This window comes from Caulobacter sp. GW821-FHT09H08 (assembly GCF_059415885.1).
On sequence record NZ_JBWKOC010000004.1, the window covers coordinates 690,446 to 708,415 of the forward strand.

19 protein-coding genes and 1 tRNA gene are annotated in these 17,970 nt (G+C 63.6%); 6 read left to right on the forward strand and 14 right to left on the reverse strand.

What is annotated here, in order from left to right:
* The first annotated feature begins 52 nt into the window (after positions 1-52).
* The 3 genes from AC07NN_RS17765 to AC07NN_RS17775 all read left to right on the forward strand — a co-directional run bounded on the left by AC07NN_RS17765 (position 53) and on the right by AC07NN_RS17775 (position 4,268).
* Positions 53-1,258, forward strand: a complete 1,206-nt coding sequence (locus AC07NN_RS17765; protein WP_494643794.1) for an acetyl-CoA C-acetyltransferase — start codon at positions 53-55, stop codon at positions 1,256-1,258.
* A gap of 20 nt (positions 1,259-1,278) precedes the next feature.
* Positions 1,279-3,477 carry a 3-hydroxyacyl-CoA dehydrogenase NAD-binding domain-containing protein gene (locus tag AC07NN_RS17770; protein ID WP_494643799.1) on the forward strand — a complete coding sequence of 733 codons (2,199 nt, stop codon included), beginning with the start codon at positions 1,279-1,281 and terminating at the stop codon, positions 3,475-3,477.
* 146 nt (positions 3,478-3,623) lie between these two features.
* Complete coding sequence (locus AC07NN_RS17775) at positions 3,624-4,268, forward strand: hypothetical protein (RefSeq protein WP_494643801.1); 645 nt, start codon at positions 3,624-3,626, stop codon at positions 4,266-4,268.
* Here AC07NN_RS17775 and AC07NN_RS17780 read toward each other — a convergent pair.
* Positions 4,265-4,561: a hypothetical protein gene (locus AC07NN_RS17780; protein ID WP_494643805.1), complete on the reverse strand. Its 297-nt coding sequence runs from the start codon at positions 4,559-4,561 to the stop codon at positions 4,265-4,267. The two genes, AC07NN_RS17775 and AC07NN_RS17780, sit on opposite strands and share 4 nt — an antisense overlap.
* 116 nt (positions 4,562-4,677) lie before the next feature.
* On the opposite strand from AC07NN_RS17780, the gene AC07NN_RS17785 reads away from it, so the two are divergent.
* Entirely contained in the window at positions 4,678-5,124 is a 447-nt protein-coding gene (locus tag AC07NN_RS17785; RefSeq protein WP_494643810.1) for a hypothetical protein, read from the forward strand.
* A 557-nt stretch (positions 5,125-5,681) separates the two neighbouring features.
* Positions 5,682-5,984 (forward strand): hypothetical protein, encoded by a 303-nt coding sequence (locus AC07NN_RS17790; protein WP_494643813.1) that lies wholly within the window; start codon positions 5,682-5,684, stop codon positions 5,982-5,984.
* 199 nt (positions 5,985-6,183) lie between these two features.
* Here AC07NN_RS17790 and AC07NN_RS17795 read toward each other — a convergent pair whose 3' ends face one another.
* The 6 genes from AC07NN_RS17795 to AC07NN_RS17820 form a co-directional block, all read right to left on the reverse strand.
* Entirely contained in the window at positions 6,184-7,335 is a 1,152-nt protein-coding gene (locus AC07NN_RS17795) for a site-specific integrase (protein WP_494643818.1), read from the reverse strand.
* A 293-nt stretch (positions 7,336-7,628) separates the two neighbouring features.
* The gene (locus AC07NN_RS17800) at positions 7,629-9,227 is read right to left on the reverse strand and encodes a hypothetical protein (protein ID WP_494643820.1); all 1,599 of its coding nucleotides are present in this window, start codon (positions 9,225-9,227) and stop codon (positions 7,629-7,631) included.
* A 363-nt stretch (positions 9,228-9,590) separates the two neighbouring features.
* A complete protein-coding gene (locus tag AC07NN_RS17805; protein ID WP_494643822.1) occupies positions 9,591-9,887 on the reverse strand; it encodes a hypothetical protein in 297 nt (98 codons plus the stop codon).
* The gene (locus tag AC07NN_RS17810; RefSeq protein ID WP_494643824.1) at positions 9,884-10,243 is read right to left on the reverse strand and encodes a hypothetical protein; all 360 of its coding nucleotides are present in this window, start codon (positions 10,241-10,243) and stop codon (positions 9,884-9,886) included. Before AC07NN_RS17810 ends, AC07NN_RS17805 begins: the two co-directional genes overlap by 4 nt.
* 82 nt (positions 10,244-10,325) lie before the next feature.
* Complete coding sequence (locus AC07NN_RS17815) at positions 10,326-10,703, reverse strand: hypothetical protein (protein ID WP_494643826.1); 378 nt, start codon at positions 10,701-10,703, stop codon at positions 10,326-10,328.
* A gap of 213 nt (positions 10,704-10,916) precedes the next feature.
* A complete protein-coding gene (locus AC07NN_RS17820; RefSeq protein WP_494643829.1) occupies positions 10,917-11,606 on the reverse strand; it encodes a hypothetical protein in 690 nt (229 codons plus the stop codon).
* Positions 11,607-11,819: 213 nt separating this feature from the next.
* Here AC07NN_RS17820 and AC07NN_RS17825 point away from each other — a divergent pair, with 213 nt between their 5' ends.
* On the forward strand, positions 11,820-12,026 hold the full coding sequence (locus AC07NN_RS17825) for a helix-turn-helix domain-containing protein (RefSeq protein WP_494643831.1): 207 nt from the start codon (positions 11,820-11,822) through the stop codon (positions 12,024-12,026).
* A gap of 139 nt (positions 12,027-12,165) precedes the next feature.
* Here the strand turns inward: AC07NN_RS17825 and AC07NN_RS17830 are convergent, their stop codons facing one another.
* The 7 genes from AC07NN_RS17830 to AC07NN_RS17860 form a co-directional block, all read right to left on the reverse strand.
* A complete protein-coding gene (locus tag AC07NN_RS17830) occupies positions 12,166-12,573 on the reverse strand; it encodes a hypothetical protein (protein WP_494643833.1) in 408 nt (135 codons plus the stop codon).
* An 84-nt stretch (positions 12,574-12,657) separates the two neighbouring features.
* Positions 12,658-13,737 carry an XRE family transcriptional regulator gene (locus tag AC07NN_RS17835; protein ID WP_494643836.1) on the reverse strand — a complete coding sequence of 360 codons (1,080 nt, stop codon included), beginning with the start codon at positions 13,735-13,737 and terminating at the stop codon, positions 12,658-12,660.
* An 11-nt stretch (positions 13,738-13,748) separates the two neighbouring features.
* Positions 13,749-14,336: a hypothetical protein gene (locus AC07NN_RS17840; RefSeq protein ID WP_494643841.1), complete on the reverse strand. Its 588-nt coding sequence runs from the start codon at positions 14,334-14,336 to the stop codon at positions 13,749-13,751.
* Positions 14,337-14,683: 347 nt separating this feature from the next.
* Positions 14,684-14,759, reverse strand: a tRNA-Thr gene (locus tag AC07NN_RS17845).
* A gap of 40 nt (positions 14,760-14,799) precedes the next feature.
* Entirely contained in the window at positions 14,800-16,344 is a 1,545-nt protein-coding gene (locus AC07NN_RS17850) for a heme biosynthesis protein HemY (RefSeq protein ID WP_494643845.1), read from the reverse strand.
* Entirely contained in the window at positions 16,341-17,237 is an 897-nt protein-coding gene (locus AC07NN_RS17855; protein ID WP_494643850.1) for a COG4223 family protein, read from the reverse strand. The genes AC07NN_RS17850 and AC07NN_RS17855 overlap by 4 nt, the downstream gene beginning before the upstream one ends.
* Positions 17,238-17,280: 43 nt before the next feature.
* Positions 17,281-17,967 (reverse strand): uroporphyrinogen-III synthase, encoded by a 687-nt coding sequence (locus AC07NN_RS17860; RefSeq protein WP_494643853.1) that lies wholly within the window; start codon positions 17,965-17,967, stop codon positions 17,281-17,283.
* Positions 17,968-17,970: the final 3 nt, after the last annotated feature.

The following is a 17,970-nucleotide window of genomic DNA, read 5'->3' on the forward strand; positions in this document are numbered from 1 at the left end:
CCCAGGCGCGCCTCAACGACACGAACATCGCTTCGCAGGAAGGAGCCAGTCCATGGCTGACGCTTACATCTACGACACCGTGCGCACGCCGCGCGGCAAGGGCAAGAAGGACGGCTCGCTCCACGAGATCACCGCCCTGTCGCTGGCCAGCCAAGTGCTGGAAGCCCTGCGCGACCGCAACAACCTGGACACCAGCAAGGTCGACGACGTCGTCCTGGGCTGCGTCGCCCCGGTCGGCGAGCAAGGCAGCGACATCGCCCGCACCGCTGTCCTGACCGCCGACTACGCCGAAAGCGTCGCCGGCGTGCAGATCAACCGCTTCTGCGCCTCGGGCCTGGAAGCGGTGAACATGGCCGCGGCCAAGGTCGCCTCGGGCGAGGCCCAGATGGCCATCGGCGGCGGCGTCGAGAGCATGAGCCGCGTGCCCATGGGCAGCGACGGCGGCGCCTGGCCGACCGACCCGTCCTCGGCTTTCAAGACCTATTTCGCCCCGCAGGGCGTCTCGGCCGACCTGATCGCCACCCTGTACGGCTTCAGCCGCGACGACGTCGACGCCTACGCCGTCGAGAGCCAGAAGCGCGCCGCCGCCGCCTGGGCCGATAACCGCTTCAAGCGCTCGGTCGTGCCGGTGAAGGACCAGCTGGGCCTGACCATCCTGGACCATGACGAGACCGTGCGCGGCTCGACCACCATGCAGACCCTGGCCTCGCTGAACGCCTCGTTCACGGGCATGGGCGAGATGGCGTTCGACGCCGTCGTCACCCAGCGCTATCCGCAGGTGGAGAAGGTCAACCACGTCCACCACGCCGGCAACAGCTCGGGCATCGTCGACGGCGCCGCCGGCGTCCTGATCGGCACCAAGGAAATGGGCGAGGCCCTGGGCCTGAAGCCCCGCGCCCGCATCAAGGGCGCGGCCTCGATCGGCAGCGAGCCCTCGATCATGCTGACCGGCCCTTCGCTGGTCACCGAGAAGCTGCTGAAGAAGCTGGGCATGGCCGTCAGCGACATCGACCTCTACGAGCTGAACGAAGCCTTCGCCTCGGTCGTGCTGCGCATGATGCAGGCGCTGGATATCCCGCACGACAAGATGAACGTGAACGGCGGCGCCATCGCCATGGGCCACCCGCTAGGCGCCACCGGCGCGATGATCCTGGGCACCGTCCTGGACGAGCTGGAACGCTCAAACAAGGAAACCGCCCTGATCACCCTGTGCGTCGGCGCCGGCATGGGCACCGCTACCGTCATCGAACGCGTCTAAGACTTAAGGACCTGACTCCTATGGAAAACTTCAAGATCGAGGTCGATTCCGACGGCGTGGCCCTGGTCACCTTCGACGTGCCCGGCCGTTCGATGAACACTCTGACCGCTTCGGTCATCAAGGAAATCGGCGAGATCGTCGAGACCATCAAGTCCGACGCCGCCATCAAGGGCGCCGTCATCACCTCGGGCAAGGCCAGCGGCTTCTGCGCCGGCGCCGACCTCGGTGAGCTCGGTGGTTCGGGCGGTCTCGGCGGCGGCGGCGCGGGCGAAGAGGGCCTGAAGGCCGCCTTCGAAGCCGGCTTCGCGCTGAACAAGGCGTTCCGCGCCCTGGAGACCTGCGGCAAGCCGGTGGCCGCGGCCATCAACGGCCTGGCCATGGGCGGCGGTCTCGAGATCGCCCTGGCCTGCCACTATCGCGTGGTCGCCGACAATCCGAAGATCCAGCTGGCCCTGCCGGAAGCCAAGGTCGGCCTCTTGCCAGGCGCCGGCGGCACCCAACGTCTGCCGCGCCTGATGGGCGTGATGGCCGCCGCGCCGTACCTGCTGGAAGGCAAGTCGATGAAGCCGGCCGAGGCCCTGGCCAACAAGGTCGTGCACGAGGTCGTCGCCGCCGATCAGGTGGTCGAGGCCGCCAAGACCTGGGTCAAGACCAAGGGCGACCCGGTCGCGCCTTGGGACAAGAAGGACTTCAAGCTCCCGGGCGGCGGTCCCTACACCCCGACCGGCAGCCAGGTCTTCGTCATGGGCAACGCCATGCTGCGCAAGCAGACCTATGGCAACTATCCGGCCCAGCTGAACATCCTGAAGGCGGTCTATGAGGGCACGCAGGTTCCGTTCGACGCGGCCATCCGCATCGAGACCCGCTACTTCCTGAAGACGATGATGTCGCCGCAGGCCAAGGGCATGATCCGCACCCTGTTCCTGTCGCTGCAGGAGCTGGGCAAGGGTTCGGGCCGTCCGGCCAATGTCCCGCCGTCGGAAGCCAAGAAGGTCGCCGTGCTGGGCGCCGGCATGATGGGCGCGGGCATCGCCTACGTCCAAGCCATGGCCGGCATCGAGAGCATCCTGATCGACCAGACCCAGGAAGCCGCCGACAAGGGCAAGGCCTATGCCGAGGGCCTGGTGAAAAAGGCCGTCTCGCGCGGCAAGATGACCGCCGAGAAGGGCGAGGCCGTCCTGGCCCTCATCACCCCGACCACCGACTATGAGCTGGTCAAGGGCAGCGACCTCGTCATCGAGGCCGTGTTCGAGAACCGTGAAGTGAAGGCCGAGGTCACCAAGAAGGCCGAGGCCCAGCTGGCCGACACCGCCATCTTCGGCTCCAACACCTCGACCCTGCCGATCACCGGCCTGGCCAAGGCCTCGGTCCGTCCGGCCTCGTTCATCGGCATCCACTTCTTCTCACCGGTCGACAAGATGGGCCTGGTCGAGATCATCATGGGCGCGGAGACCAGCCAGGAAGCCCTGGCCAAGTCGATCGACTACGTCCTGAAGATCAAGAAGACCCCGATCGTCGTCAACGACAGCCGCGGCTTCTACACGTCGCGCTGCTTCGGCACCTTCGTGCAGGAAGGCCTGGAGATGATGGCCGAGGGCATCGCGCCCGCCATCATCGACAATGTCGGCCGCGCCACGGGCATGCCGCGTGGTCCGCTGGAGATGAACGACGACGTCGCCCTCGACCTCTCCTACAAGATCGGCGAGCAGACCAAGAAGGACCTCGGCGACAAGTACGAGGAGCGTCCGTTCGCCCCGGTTCTGGAGAAGATGGTCGTCGAGCTGGGCCGCCTGGGCCGCAAGAACGGCAAGGGCTTCTACGACTATCCGGAGAGCGGCCAGAAGACGATCTGGAAGGGTCTCGCCGACCTGATGCCGGTGACGACCGCCGACGCCGACCAAGCGCTGATCCAGGAGATCCGCACGCGGCTCCTGTACCGCCAGGCCGTCGAAGCCGCCCGCTGCTTCGAGGAAGGCGTCATCGTCGACCCGCGCGAAGCCGATGTCGGCGCCATCCTGGGCTGGGGCTTCGCGCCCTGGACCGGCGGCCCGATCAGCCTGATCGACGGCGTGGGCGCCAAGGCCTTCGTCGAGACCTGCGATCGCCTGGCCCAGCAGTACGGCAAGCGCTTCGCCCCGCCGGCCCTGCTGCGCGAGATGGCCGAAAAGGGTGAAACCTTCTACGGCCGCTTCGGCGTCAAGGCGAAGGCGGCGGCGTAAGCTTCCGACTTCACCGCTGAAACACGGAAAGGCCCGGCGGAAGCGCTGGGCCTTTTTCGTTGGGGCCTTTTTGTTGTCCCGTACGGCCACGGTCGCGCCGTATCGCGGGCCTACCCACCTCCGGCGCCGCAGCGCCCGGAGAAACCATGAGTACGGCGATCGCCATCGGAACCTGGCGTCGTCCCTCAAGGCGGGCGCTGCGGCGCAACCTCGTGGCCCTGGGCGGGGTCCTGGTCGCTCACATCCTAGTGCTGCTGGCGCTGGTCTCCGGCGCGCATTGGATGCCGCAGTTGGTCGAGCCGCCGATCATCGACGCCCAGTTGCTGGACGCGCCTCGGGCGACGCCGACGCCATCACCCCAAGCGCCCGCGCATCTATCGACACCTCATGCGGCGCCCAGCGCCGTGACCGCGCCGCCGCCGGCCGTCGCCACGCCGTCAGCGCCGCGCCTCGCGGGACCGCCAGCCATCGTCGCTCCGCCCGGCTTCACCGCCCGCAAGCTGGTCGAGGAGAGCGACGCCACCCGCGAAACCCTGCGCGGCAGCCTCGGTTGCAGCCACGAGAAATTCACCGCCCTCACCCGGGCCGAGAAGAACGCCTGCGCCGAGGCTTCCGGCGAGCGCTCGCGCACCGCGCCGCTCTATGCGGCCATCGACCCGGACAAGAAGGCCGCCTTCGACGGCGACTGCGCCAAGGACGATGACTGGTGCCTCTACCGGGTCGGCAAGGGGCCGTATCCGGGCATCTTCGCGCTGGGCAAGAAGAAGAAGCGCAAGGGCTGGGACGACTAGATCTTGCCGACGTTCATCCCGAGCGTGGGACCGATGCCATCGGGATGGTCGCCGAAATAGGAACCACCACGCTGTCCGACCACGGCCTCCAGCCGTTTTCGGAACGCATCGTCCAACTGCAGCGTCGGCCCGTCCTCTGGATCCTCACCGTCATCCAGCGAGATCGAAGCGGCGATTACCTGCCGCAGCCGCTCGCCGAACCGATCATCGTCGGCCGAACCCGGCTCGGGCGGATCGTCGAGGAAGGTCATGACCTCCTCGAGGGCGGTCTCGTCGTCGACGCGATCAGGCATGGCTCGGTTCCTCTAGAAGCTGAGGAACGAAGGCATAGGGGGCCGGTTCCGCGATTCCCGGATTGAAGGCAGCTTGATAGCCACTTAAGTCAGGGTTGTGGAAACTGGAGGGGGAAATGAATCAGATCAGATTTTTAGTGGCGACGCTTGCCGTGGGCTTGCTTGCTGCATGTAGCCCGCCAACGTCGACCCCTGTCGACAGCGCTGCACCGGACTACGAGATCGCGAAAAACGGCATCGTGAAAGAAGACAACAAGCACAGCTACGAGTCGCTTGGCGACACAACATTCACCCGAACCCAGCTCTATAAAGTACGACGTATAACTAAGGGCAAGGAAAAGGAATCTCGGCTTCTTTTCCTGAGATATGTCCTCAAGGTAGGCACCAAAGATGTCGGCGACGGCATTGTCACGGTCGTCGTGGACAAGGGTGAAGGGGAGTTGACCTGTTTCAACTCTTACGACGTCAAGACCGCCAATTATGACACCACGCCAGATCCAGCTTGCACCTACACAACGCTAGGCGACACGCCGCTCACGGCCGCGAAGGTCGTTTTCAAATAGGCCCTTGCGCGTGATCGGTGCAGATCGAGCCCGCAAATCATCTTTGAAAGAGAGAAGAAAGTGGTGCCGCCTAGGTGACTCGAACACCTGACCTACGCATTACGAAATATAGATACGGTTTTCGGAAATACCTTTAAAACACATATAAATTACCACACTCCGCTAAAACAGAATAACATCAACCCATATACACCCCAGATTCACCTGTATCCCTGAATAACCTTTTCCTGCTTTACGTGCTTTCGCGTGGGAAACACGGAAAATGTGACCTTCTCCATACCCACTAGAGTTGCGGTATCAAGCCGGTACGTCGGACCATCACCGGAACCGCGAGAGCGAGGGAAAAAGCTGCTCAGGCCCAAACATCGATTTCCACTCACAACCCCTCCCAGCCCTCTGGCTGGCCCTATCGGGGAGAACGCCATGGGCGAGGCAGATCTCCCCGGCACGGCCCCCTCCATAATGAATTAAGTTGACACCCGTTTTGGGATAAGAGATATATGTAAATACGGGTCGTGAAAGGGCTGATAATGCGAAGCTACGAGCACATAGCTTACTTGCTGATGCTGATGCTGAAGGCGTCCGGCAAAGCCAGATTCCGCCTAAGCCGGCGATCGCTGCAGATCATTTCGGGGCGAGATGTCATCAAGGCAGCGCTCGTCCGCAACATCGGCGAATGGATGGACGGAGCAGCCCTCCTGCTTCCCCTGACACGAGGCGGCTACGTGGTGGTCTCGCAAGAAAGCCTTGAGGGCGTCGCGCCACTGAAGATCCGGGACGTCGTTCCCGATTGGCGGAATCTCACGATCGATGAGCTGCGCGCCCAGCTCGATCCGCCTGTGGAAGAGGAAGAGGATTGAGGCTGATCCCTGCCGGGTTTGGCGCAGCTTCACTGCCCCCTTCTCGAACATTCCGAAGGGCTGCTGACGAGAAGGCCATGCGCATACGATGATCGTGCTGATAGTCGCCTGACGGGAGGCGGCTTCGAAAAAATAAAAGATGCCCCCGCCCCACGAACCAGCCGAAGCCAGCGCGCGGAGCGGGGAGCGGGGAGAGGTTTTAAAGAGACTGCTTGGCCGCACCGGCCTCTACGGCCTTAAGCAGCGTGTCGTTGGCGAGGTGAGAGTACCGCTGCGTGGACTGGTAGCAGGCGTGACCCAGCACCTTGCCGACGGTGAAGAGGTCAACACCGTTGTTGATCATGAACGATGCAGCCGAGTGACGAAGATCGTGGATCCTCAGCCCTGGAAGCCTCGCCACACGGATAGCCCGCTGCCAAGCATGCTGGATCGTCACGAAGGGCTTCAGCGTTTCCGGGTTCGGGATCAGCCACGGACAGCCTTTGAACCTGGGCAGGTCTTCGATAATCGCGACGGCCGCCGTCGAGAGCGGGACGTACCGCGACTTTCCGGTCTTGCTCATCGGGATCAGCCAGGCCCTTCGGCCAAGATCGACGTGTTCCCACCGTGCAGTCAGCAGCTCGCGAACTCGCGCCCCGGTCAGGAGCAGAAGGCCCACGATATGCTTCAGCTGGGGGTTATAGGACTCCTCTGCAGCTGACCGAAGCCGAACCCCCTCCTCGGCCGTCAGGAACCGCTCACGGGCGTTGTTGAGCGGCTTGCGGGGGATGCCTCGGGTCGGATTCTTCTCCGTGCCAGGAACGTCCCAGCCAGCGCCGAGAACGAACGACCGACCGAAGATGACCCGGATCTTTTCAACGGTCGCAGGAGCCAAACCTTCGGCGGTCTTGTCGGCAAGCCAGTTGGAGACGCCACGGCTATTGATGTCGGTCAGGCGAACCTTAGCCCACTTCGGAAGAATGTGGTTTCGCATGTACCCTTCGGTATCGCGGTAGGAGCGCTGGTTCGGCTTGGCGAAGTCCAGGTGCATTTGCGCCAGCTCGCCGTAGAGCGGGATGGATTTGGCCTTCGCCTTGGCCGCGCCAGGATCACCACCGAGCGTGACTTCAGACAGCAGCCGTTGGGCCTCCTTCTTCGCCACGGCGAACGAGATGCGTTCATACCCGCCGATCTTGTACTGCTTCTGCTGGCCTGCTTGGGTTTGGTAGCGGACGTAGTAGGTCCGCCCCCCGCTGGCGCGACATTCCAGGACGAAGCCCTTGATGGTCGTGTCCCACCAGTCGGTCTTCTTCTTGCCGGACTCGCATTCAGCCGTCGCGGCGAACATGTGGTCGAGTTTTGCTTTGGGCATGTTGTTTTCCTTCAGGTTGTTGGGTGATAGGCGCGCGTGAGCGCACTGAGCCGCGAGGGGGTCGCAGCCCAGGTCAGGGGGTGACAGGGAGCCCCAGAGGCGGCCCAGGATGGCGCACTTCGAGAGCGGTGATGGGTGGGGTCGGCCAGGTCCGAAAACCGGGCGAGAGGACGCCCAGGGGCGGACGCCGGGTGGCGACTGGCCGGCCAGAAAGAGGGGAAAGAGGTGGCGCCCCCTTTCCCCCTTTTGGTTGGGCCGCTTAGGTCAGGCGTTGGCGATGCGGGTGCAGCGCCTTAACCGGCGACCACTTTCCATGAGCGACGGTCTGTCAGGTCGCCGCGCTCAATCCGAAGGCCGTCAGCCCTTCGGCCCCGGTTCTTGCTAATAAACCAGCCGAGCTTTCCGCGATTGACGTACCGGCCTTCCATAACGGGCAGCTCTTCCAACGCTTCCAGGAGTTCGGAACGCTGGTCGGACTTGGCCACGAGCTGCCGGACCGTGACCGGACTTGACCCGAAACACTGACGCCAGACCAACAGGAACTCGCCCAGGGATTGACGTTCAGGATCGTTGGACACCTGCTCGATAAGGCTCTCCGCAGGGTCGGGAAGGCCCAGCCACATCAATGGGTGGCGGCATAGCCTCGACCATTCGTCGTAGGTCCCGATCGGCCTCGCTTCCAGGACAGGCTCATCGGCTGCAAGGAAGGCGCTGATGATGCTCAGGACACGCGCCACCGCCGTCGCCCGATGCCGTCGCATGGTGCCCATAGGGTCATGCTCGAACCTGCGCAGGGTGGGCGTCTCGGCATCTGGCGCGAGGCGGATCGTTAACACCCGTCGCCTGAGATCACGCTCGGGCTCGATGTTGTTGCCCGTGCCAAGAAACAGCGCCTTGGTCGGCACCGTAGCGCTTCGATTCGTACCCAGCAGGCGTTCGGTCGTCATCGTGCTGGTCAGCATCCGGTTGATGGGGCCGAACGGCTTCCAGTTGCCCTGCATATCGTCGAAGAGAACGACGGCCGGCTTCTCCATCAGCACCGTAACAATGAGCTTGCCGGCTTCGTCCGCACCTGAGGGATAGCTGACCCTGTAGGGGTCGTCAGGGCCGGCGAACAGGGAGATGACCTCCGCCAGATAGCTCTTGCCGCTGCCCGGGTTGGTCGCAGTGACGTTGAACGCTGGAGCCACCGACAAGGACGCGCGGGTCACAGCCGTGAACAGTGCGCAGAGTGCGGCTGATCGATCGGCGTCCGACTCGAACTCGAACTCCTCGATCAAAGCGTTCAGATAGTCCAAGCAGGCCTGGGCATGCTCACGCGTCGGGTCCGTTAGCCGATAGGCCGCCGGGTCGAAGCTGGCATAGATACCTGAACCGGGATCGTAACCCGTCTCGACGACCAGCTTTCCGTCGGCACCGAAGTAAGGCTGACGGGCCAGACCATTCAGCTCTTTCAGATGTTGTCGGTCTTGGCCGAACAGCAGCGCCTGGACGACGGCAGCGGGAGGGTCGCATCGCGTCCACAGCCCATCGCGGCCCTTACGCTCCCAGTCGATCATTTCCGAGAGGACGACCCTGACGGTCTGTTCGTTGATGCGATCGACGGAGACGCCGCGCCCAGGGCGAGCAACGACGCGCACGAGAGCACCTCCACTGGTGAAGTACGTTCGAGTGTTCGCCAGCACCTTTTCAGCCTCCGCAGAGGCGAGGTGAACGTCACCAGGCGACACACGAATGCGCGGCTTATCTGACGTTGCGTCCTCGTGGCCGCTGGACTCGACCCTGTTTTCCTGGGGCGGCGATTCTGAGCTTGGCGCGCTTGGAGGCGCCGGCTTGGGGGAGGGAATTGAGATCCGGCTCGGGTCAACTTTGGTTTGGATAGGTTCGGACATGCGTTCTCGCGTGCGTTCTCGAACTCCGCCGGCAAGCGGAGCCATTTTGATGATGTTAGAAAGGTCCGAAGCCTCTATACTTAGCGACTTCACTTAGGACTCTAGCTGCCCGCCGCTGGCGTGCTGCATCCGAACTAGAATCTCGCCACAACGCAGTCAATATGCCTTTCGGCGTTTTCGCGTTTGCTTATGGTGACTTAGAGGGATTTTCCCAGCCAAGGCAATTTGGCCTTACAAACTTTTTTCTCGGCCATTTAATTGCTTTGAGAAGCGCTTGTTTATTGAGCCTGCCGAAAGGCACTTTGGCTAGGAAACCGGGAAGCCCTCAGCGAAAGGCACTTAACTAAGCTCCCCGGCCGTTTCCTAGTTTGAGTGGTGTTCACAAGGACCGGGCAGAAGCGGCTGCCCTGCGGAGTCCGGTTTCCGGCTGGTCGCCAAAGTCACCATCCAGACCACCACGAAAGCGCCGATGGCGAGGCCGGGCCTTGCACTAACGACGCTGCCCAGGACCGAGAGCGCCACGAACCCCAGGGTTTCCCGTGGCTGGGTGATCAGCGAGTAGGCCAAGGCGAGCAGCAGCGCGACCACTAGGACCGGCAACAACGCCTTGAACGCGGCAAGCGCGAGCATGAGCGTCAGGATACCTGCGGCCCGGTTCATGCGCTCTGCGCCCAGACGTGGGAGAGACACAGCGCATGGACCCCCAGCTCGGTGCCAGGACCGTTCTCCACGAAGACCAGGGTGAAGTCATCGCCGCCGGCACGGAAGGCCACCTCGAACCAAAGTCCGTGGTCCTTGATCCAGTCCGGTGTGAACGGCTCTGGCTGATCGCCGGTGATGCGAAAACCCACGGCCGTGTTGATGATGTCGGGCGTGTCGCCGCCTTGAACGACAACCACCCTGGCCCTGTCGCCAGCGGCCTCCAGCTGACCCGTTCGAAGACGGATCAAGGCGCGCAGGTCGAGGTCGAATTCGGCGTCAGCGATCGGACGTGACAGCCATACGGGTTGAGTCATGGGTTTGGCCCCTTCAGGCATAAAAAAAAGCCCCCGCGACGGTGTCGTGGAGGCGCGTTCGTCGGGTAAGGTCGGAGAGGCTCTACGGGCGGTCAGCCACGGCGAGACAGTTGAAGCGCAGGACGTGGTTCGTGTCGGGATGGTCAGCGACGAACACCAGCATCCCGAACTCGTCGGTCAGGACGTAGGCCAGCTCGAACCATGAGCCGTGATCGTTCATCCACTCGAACCCCGGCTGTTCGGCCTGGTCCCAGGTGATCGGGTAGCCGACCGCCTCATGGATGACCTCTGACGTGTCGCCGGGCTGGACGACGACGATCTGAAGGACATCGCTGAGGGGCTCTCGACGGTCTGTGTCCACCTGCCAGACCCGGAGGCCGATAAGGGCACGCAAGGTTGGGTCGAGGGTGGGGTCTGTAAGCGCGGCCGTAACCGCATCGCGGTCCTTGAGCGACAGCATGGGGAAGCTCCTTTCGAGCAAAGAAAAGCCCCCGCGACGTTGGTCACGAGGGCTCCGGTTGGATGGTCGGCGCGAACGCCTAGGTCGTTGTTTTTGTGGGGTTTCCGTATTGAGACTAGCCCAGATCACGCCCGTATAGCGGACGAGCTGGCTGGTTCGTGGAAAGGCCAGCGGCGACAGGCAGTCGGTATGAGCTCAATGCTCAAAAGTCGCCTAGACGCCTACTACCTCGACCACAGAGCAGTCTCCCGGGGATACGGTGGCAACGACCCATTCAGTCATCGTGGCCCCGTAACCGTTCTCACCTCTATACTGCATAGCAATTTTGACCGTCTCACCTGTCTTGATCGCTTTAGTTTCCACGTGTTCAAATGCGCGAGGATTGTTAAGGCGCGACTTGACGTAATCGGTCAGTGCAGGAACTTGTCCACGCCAGTTAATACATGCTGCAATCTTCTCATTTGATGCAGCCAAGTTGGCCCGATCTGCCTCGGCGCTCTCTAAAGCAGACCTCATTTCTTCTTCTTTGCGCTCAGCCTCGAGACGTGAAGCTTCTGCAGCTGCTAGCTGCTTTGCTTCTTGTTTAGCTCTAGGCGTACGCTCGTAAGCCTCGTTGACCTTCATTGACGTCCAGGTGTTCGCGACAACAGCCGGAATAATGAGGACGTAGATTGCCAAGCGCGCCTTGGCGGGAAACCGGAACAGCACTGGCGGCGATAGGGTGATCGCGACAACTGCGGCGAAAGCTGAGGCGATGAATAAGTGGGATGCATCAGCCCCCTTGCTTTGGAACATGAGCGCCACCATCGCGAACATCACAGAGAACGCAACGACAGCCAGCGACACCAACCATTGCAAAAGATGTAAGGCCGTCCTCCTGGCGCGACGCAAGAACTCTCTCATTACTTTCCTCTTTGAATTTTTGCTTCAATGAGATGCACAATGTTTCAGCACATCATATAAGATGCTGAGTTCTGCGCGCCGTCCGGAACAGCTGCCCGAGCTTTCGAAGCCGCCCCAGCGCACCCTCCGCTTGCCCCGCCGCCAGCACGCCCACCTCACGATGTGTATTATAATACGTCGCATCAAAATGCACGGAGGGTGTCCATCCTTGGGATGGATATTCGCCAGCTGTTCGGCCGGAATCTTCGGAGGCTTCGCGCCGAGGCGGGGCTAACCCAGGCGACGCTCGCAGAACGAATGGGCGTCGATCGGGCGCACGTCAGCAACATGGAGCGCGGGCTCCAGAACGTCACCCTGCTGACTATGTGGGACGCCGCTCAGGCCATCGGCGTTTCGCCGGCCAGCCTGCTTCAGGACTAGCTCTAGCCCGCCGAGCGCCGAGGCCAGCCACGGAGCTTCATTTCGAGGGTTGAGCGGGGTGGACGGCGGCTGGACGTGATCGAGTTCTGTCAGGTCGCCGAAGCGCTTGGGCGGGACGCAGCCGCTCTGCTCCGCGAAATTATCGGTAGCTAAGTACTGACCTTGCCCTCTTTAGGCAATGAATGACATATAGCAACCTATTGCCCATCAATTCCTCGTGCTCATCCCTTTCTCTTCTCTTTTCTTTAGAGAAGGACCAAGGAGTTTTGGGCCGAAGTTGGTCAACCGCTATATACATAGTGCAACTAGCATCTATATCGCCCATTAGTTCTGGCGATATTGAAATTTCAAATTCCTCAGGCATCCGCCCGTTTAGGTCAACAATTTCGTCAAACAGTTCATTCAGATATTCTAATAGTTCAGTCATTCCATTTTTCTTTGATTGCAGACGAGAAAATCCAACAATCAAATCTGGGTTATTCTTGGCTATATATTTTATAGCGTCATCAATAAATTCCTTATGTTTCAATATTTCCGCGTTTCGCATGCCCCACTTCCCAAGTTGCACAATATAGGACGGGTAGATGTGAGCTTCCAACCGGCGCTGGGAGCAATCGTCGTTGAGGCTATACTATTTTACAATTGTAATTTTGCTGCGCGCGGGAGCTTCGACATGGATCGAGGGATACAGCTCCATGAGTTCACCTTCGTAAAGGTTCACGAGCTTCGCGATATCGGACAGCTCATACCCCAGGCCGGACTTGTGAACTTCCAATATGGTATCAACCACAGTGGGACGTTCGCGCGCGAAGTCGAGCTCAGGTGGCTCGCGTAGCCGATAGCCGCGCGCACTGAGTTGTTTCCATAGGTACTGAGCCTGATTTTGCGAAAGCGGTCCAACCGTAGTGATCGCCATCAGCAGCGACTGCATCGACACTCGCCATTCAGGCTTGAGGGATGCGAGGAGGGCAAGGTCGACCCGCCGGCCAGCGATGTAAGGCTTCAGGTCGGAAGCGGGAATAAGCAGCGCCGAGGCAAAGCGGTCAGCCTCGTTTTCCATCGTAGGAGACGGGAAACGGTGCATGACAAGATGGCCCAACTCGTGCGCCAAGGTGAAGCGCATCCGATCGGCCGGCTGATCGCAGTTCAGCACGATCATAGGCGGCATACCGGGAACAGAGAACGTCACGCCGCTGATGGACGCGCCGCCCATATTGGAGTGCACAACGAGAACGCCGGCCTTTTCGACCAGGGTGGTTAGATCCTTGAGCGGCCCGCGTGGAACCTGCCAATGCGCCCGCAACACACCAGCAACCTTCTCGGGCGTCCCGTAGTCTTCGACATCCAAGCGAGGGAGGTTTCCGGTATTTCGGATATCAACCCCTTCAAGCAAGCGCCGAATGTGCATGATCCGGAAATTCAGCTCCGCAACCACTGCGTCAAGATCCCGAGCAGATACATCGCTCTTCTTGCGCCACATCGGATGGACACTAACCGGCGCCCCATAGACAGGGTCTGTGGAGTAGAAGAAAGACCGAGGCAATTCGTAGACTTTCTGGGCCTGAGCGAGGAAATCTTCCCGGATTTCGCTCAGACCATTCTCCATTCGCGAGAGAACAGGCTGCTCAACCCCAAGGCGTTTAGCCGCCTCGGTCTGCTGGAGTCCTCTCCGCTGCCGCGCAAGGCGCAGCATGTCGGGGTTCGGCTGCATGGGGTCCACTCTTATTCTTCACCAGCCACCTCGTCCGACGACTTCTTCGGAGTGACGACGACGGGCGTCGTATCCGGCGGAAGCAGCTGAGGCAACGGGATGATTTCACCAGCGGCAGCAGGGCGCAGGGGGTAGGCCCAGACGCGGCGGCTGCGGTTGCGAGCGACCACCGCGACCTCCTCCAGCCGCCTCCCCAGAAAGTCCGTCTGGTAGCAAACCTCAACCTTCATGAGTTCAGGGAGAAGGCCAGGAATGTCAGCGTTCGGATTAATGAAATCGAGCACCGCTTGGGTCTCGATGTTCGAGCCGACCCCCTTCGCATTCCCCTTCTTGAAGCGAATGAGCACCTGGTCACGCACAAGGAGCATGATCGTGCCGGGCTTGTTGATCACGTGCACGAGAGGGTCTTCGTCAAACTCGGCGACCGCGTGACGCGCGATCATATCGTAGGCGTTATTCGAGCCCGTGCGCTTGAAGATGAGGCGGCCCATAAGTCCGCTGTCTGCCCACTCTTTCCAACCGCGATCAACGACGTCCCGCAGCCGGTCTTCGAAATCGGAAAGGACCGCCTGAACTTCCTGGATGTGCGGGGTGGCCATGCTCGCTCCTGAGTCGACCGCCAGACCGTGCCATGACGATTTTCCAAATTCAAGAAATTTTATGCTGGAATTATGCTGATAGGTATGCGGCCCAGATGGCGCGTCCATCGGACTTCGGCCGGCTCACCACTTAGCGCCAGCTCTGGATCTGAAGGCGCGACTGGACCACCACGCGTGCGGATGTAGAGCCCCACCTGGAAGCTTACCTTCACAGGCCCTGCAATGAGTGGCGTTGGGCTGCTCACAGCGCCCTGCCCAAGCCAAAGCCACACCCAGTGGGAACCCACTCGGCGACTAAGGTTTGAGGCCTTTCGGCAGCTTCAAACGCCATGTCCTACTGGAAGGGGTGGTGCCGCCTAGGTGACTCGAACACCTGACCTACGCATTACGAATGCGTCGCTCTACCGGCTGAGCTAAGGCGGCCCACGGACGCTTTGGGGAAGACCCCGAAGCGAAGGAGGGCCTATTTAGCGGGGCGCGAGCCACTTGCCAAGCGCCGTCTTGCATTTGAATTGCGACGGGGCGCGGGACCGCCTTCCGGAGGGTCCGAAATCGGCGGCGCGTCATAGATTCCGGGGTCATCCGGGATCGGCATCAGGGCCCCGCCGGTCTCGGCGGCGCGGATGAACGGCGTCGAATCCGCATAGTCGGCATAGGCCGACGGGATTTCCGGCAGGTCGCTCATCGTCCGCTCGCGGCGTTCGTGGCGCGGATGGATCAGTTCGCCGGTCTCGCCATAGCTGCCCACCAGGCGGGCCCAGTCCTCGCGCTGATAGGCGAAGGCGCGGCCTTCGGGGTCGAGGTCGGACCAGTCGGGCTCCTGCGGGGCTTCGACCCCACGGGCGATCCAGGCGCGGGCCTCGTCGAGTTCGCCATTGGCGGCGGCGACGCGGGCCATCAGGCCGGCGAAGCGGGCGGTGGGGGCTTCCTCGTCCAGCAGACGGGCGGCGGCGCGGGCCGCGACAGGGTCGCCGCCGACCAGGGCGCTCTCGACCCGCAGCAGGCGGCTCTCGCGGTGCTCGGGCTTCATGGCGGCCAAGGCGGCCAGGCGCTGGGCGCGGGCCTTGGGGAGTTCGTTGGTCTTCAGGTCGCGATAGGCCAGCCAAAGGGCCGGATGCGGCTGGGCCTTCCAGGCGGCCTCGATCAGGGTCCCGGCCTTGGCGGCCTTGCCGTCGTCGGCCAGCAGGCGGGCGGCCATGACCACGCCGGGCGCGAAGTCGGGCTTCAGCTTCACCGACTGGGTGGCGAAGTCGAGCGCCTGGGCGCGGGCCTTCGACTCGGGCGAGGCCTCCAGACTGGCGGCCGAGGCGGCCAGCAGGGCGGCGCGGCTGCGCTCGGCCACGACCGGCGAGACGATCTTGCGCTCCAGGGCGCCTTGGACGAGTTCCAGCGCCGCGGCCCAGTCGCCGACCTCCAGCCGGGCCTCCAGCAGCGCGCGCCAGGCCCAGCGGGCGGTGCGGGCCAGGCCGTAGGCGGTCTCGGCGTGACGGACGGCCGCCAGCTTGTCGCCGTCGGCCTGGGCCGCCAGCATCAGGCCGCGCAGGCCGGCCAGGCGCATCTCGGGAAAGCCGAGCATGGCGTTGTAGGCGCTCTTGGCCGCGCCCCGGTCGCCGGCGGCTTCGGCCGCCTGGGCGGCCAGCACGCGGACCAGGGCCGGGGCGTCCTCGGCCAGTTCAGCGGACTTCTGGGCCAGGCGGCGGGCTTCGGAGCCGTCGCCGGCGGCGACCGCCAGGAAGCCGCGCGACAGGGCCTCGATGGCCTGTTTGCGCTTGGACTCGGCGCGGACACGAGCGGCGCGGCGCGGCGCCTCGACGATCCAGATGACTCCCCGCCACAGCAGGGTGAACAGCAGGGCCGAGAACAGGGTCAGCAGGGCGGCGGCGGCGGCCGTCATCTCGATGCGCCAGCCCATCCATTCCAGCGCCGCGCGGCCGGGCTCGCCGGTCAGGGCCAGGACGCTGACGGCGACGGCCGCGACCAGGAACAGGGCAATGGCGACGCGCGTCATTGGGCGCCCTGGGAAGCGGAGGCCCGCGTGACCCGCGACAGGCCGGCCAGGGCGTCGGCGCGGATGGCGGCGACGTGGCGGTCGATCTCGACGCGACGGCCGGCGGCGTTGATCCACGGCGCCAGGACTTCGCGGGCCGAGTCGTTGATCGGATCCAGGGCCGCCACGGCGCCTTCGATGTCGCCGTCGTCCAGCAGGGCCTGGGCGCGGGCCAGCACGGCGTCGGGCGTCGTGCCCTTGGTCGAGCCAACATGACGGATCGAGACGATGCTGGAGAGGGCGTAGCGGATGCGCAAGAAGAGGTCGGCGTCCGGGCCGGGATTGCGCGAGGCGCTGGCGGCGCGGCCGGCCAGGTTGCCGAACTGGACGGCCAGGGCCGCGCGGGTCGGCGCGCCCTGGGTCGCGACGCGCTCCAGCGCCCGCAGGTCCGGAGACGGCGACAGGACGCGCTGGACGGCGGCCAGTTCCTCGGCGAACGGGCGCGAGGTCTCGGTGGCTTCCGACAGGGACGAAACGGCCAGGGCGGCGGCGGCGGCGTCCGTGACGCCCTTCTGGCCAGCCTCCAGGGCGGCGATTCGATCGTTCAGCTGGCCAACATCGGCGGCGGGCGGGGCGACGGCGGTCTCTCCGCTTTCGACCGGCAGGGCCGAGCCGCCGGCGAGGCGGTCGGCGACCGAGTGTCGGCTCGGCGTGGCCGAGACCGCGCTATCGGCGGCCGGCGCCTTGGCGCCGAACAGAGTCGGGCCGTAGTGGGCGACGCCAGCCCCCAGGGCGACACACAGCACGCAGAGGATCAACCAGATCCAGACTCCAGGACCCATCACGCGTCGGCGGGCATAGAGCGCCGGATCGCTGGGCGCGACGATTTCAGCGGGATCGGGAGCGGCGTTCATGGCCCATTCGTGCCCCACACGGCTGCGCCGCGCAACGTCGCGCTTAAGCTGTGAGCAACTCGAGAAGCGCGGTTTCGTCCGGACGCGGCGCGAAGGCCACAGAGCCGGGCTCGACCAAACCCAGCAGGGGCGCGGCGACAGCCTCCGACAGACAGATGACGCGCAGGTTCGGCGCGGACTTTTCGCGGAGGGTTTGCGCCAGAACGCGCGCCGCGCGGGGCGAGTGCAGAAGCGCCGTGAGCGGAGCGTCAAGCCGCGCCAAGGTGGACTCTAAGGGCGTCCGCTCGTTCGTCTCATAGACGGCCACGCCCTTGGCCATCACCCCGCAGTCGCGCAGCATGCCGACGAGGTCTCCGGCCGGCTCCTTGGCGCCGGCCCACAGCACGGAACCCGAAGCCCCGGCGGCGATCAGGTCGCACAGGTCCTCGACATCGCCATCGGCGCTGGACACGGACGCGAAGCCTTCGAGCTGCGCCGCCTTGGCCGTCGCCCGCCCCACGGCGAAAACCGGCAGGCCGCGCTCGTTCGACAGGCGCGCGAAGGCTTCGACGCCGTTGGCGCTGGTGAAGGCCAGGGCGGTGGCGTGGGAGAGGTCGAGTTCGACGTCCAGGATCTCGACCGCCAGCAGCGGATCGACCACCGCCGTAAAGCCCAGGGCCGTGACGCGTTCGGCCGTGGCCAGGGCGCCGGGGCGAGCGCGGGTGATCCAGACCGGCGCGCCCTGGCTCATCGC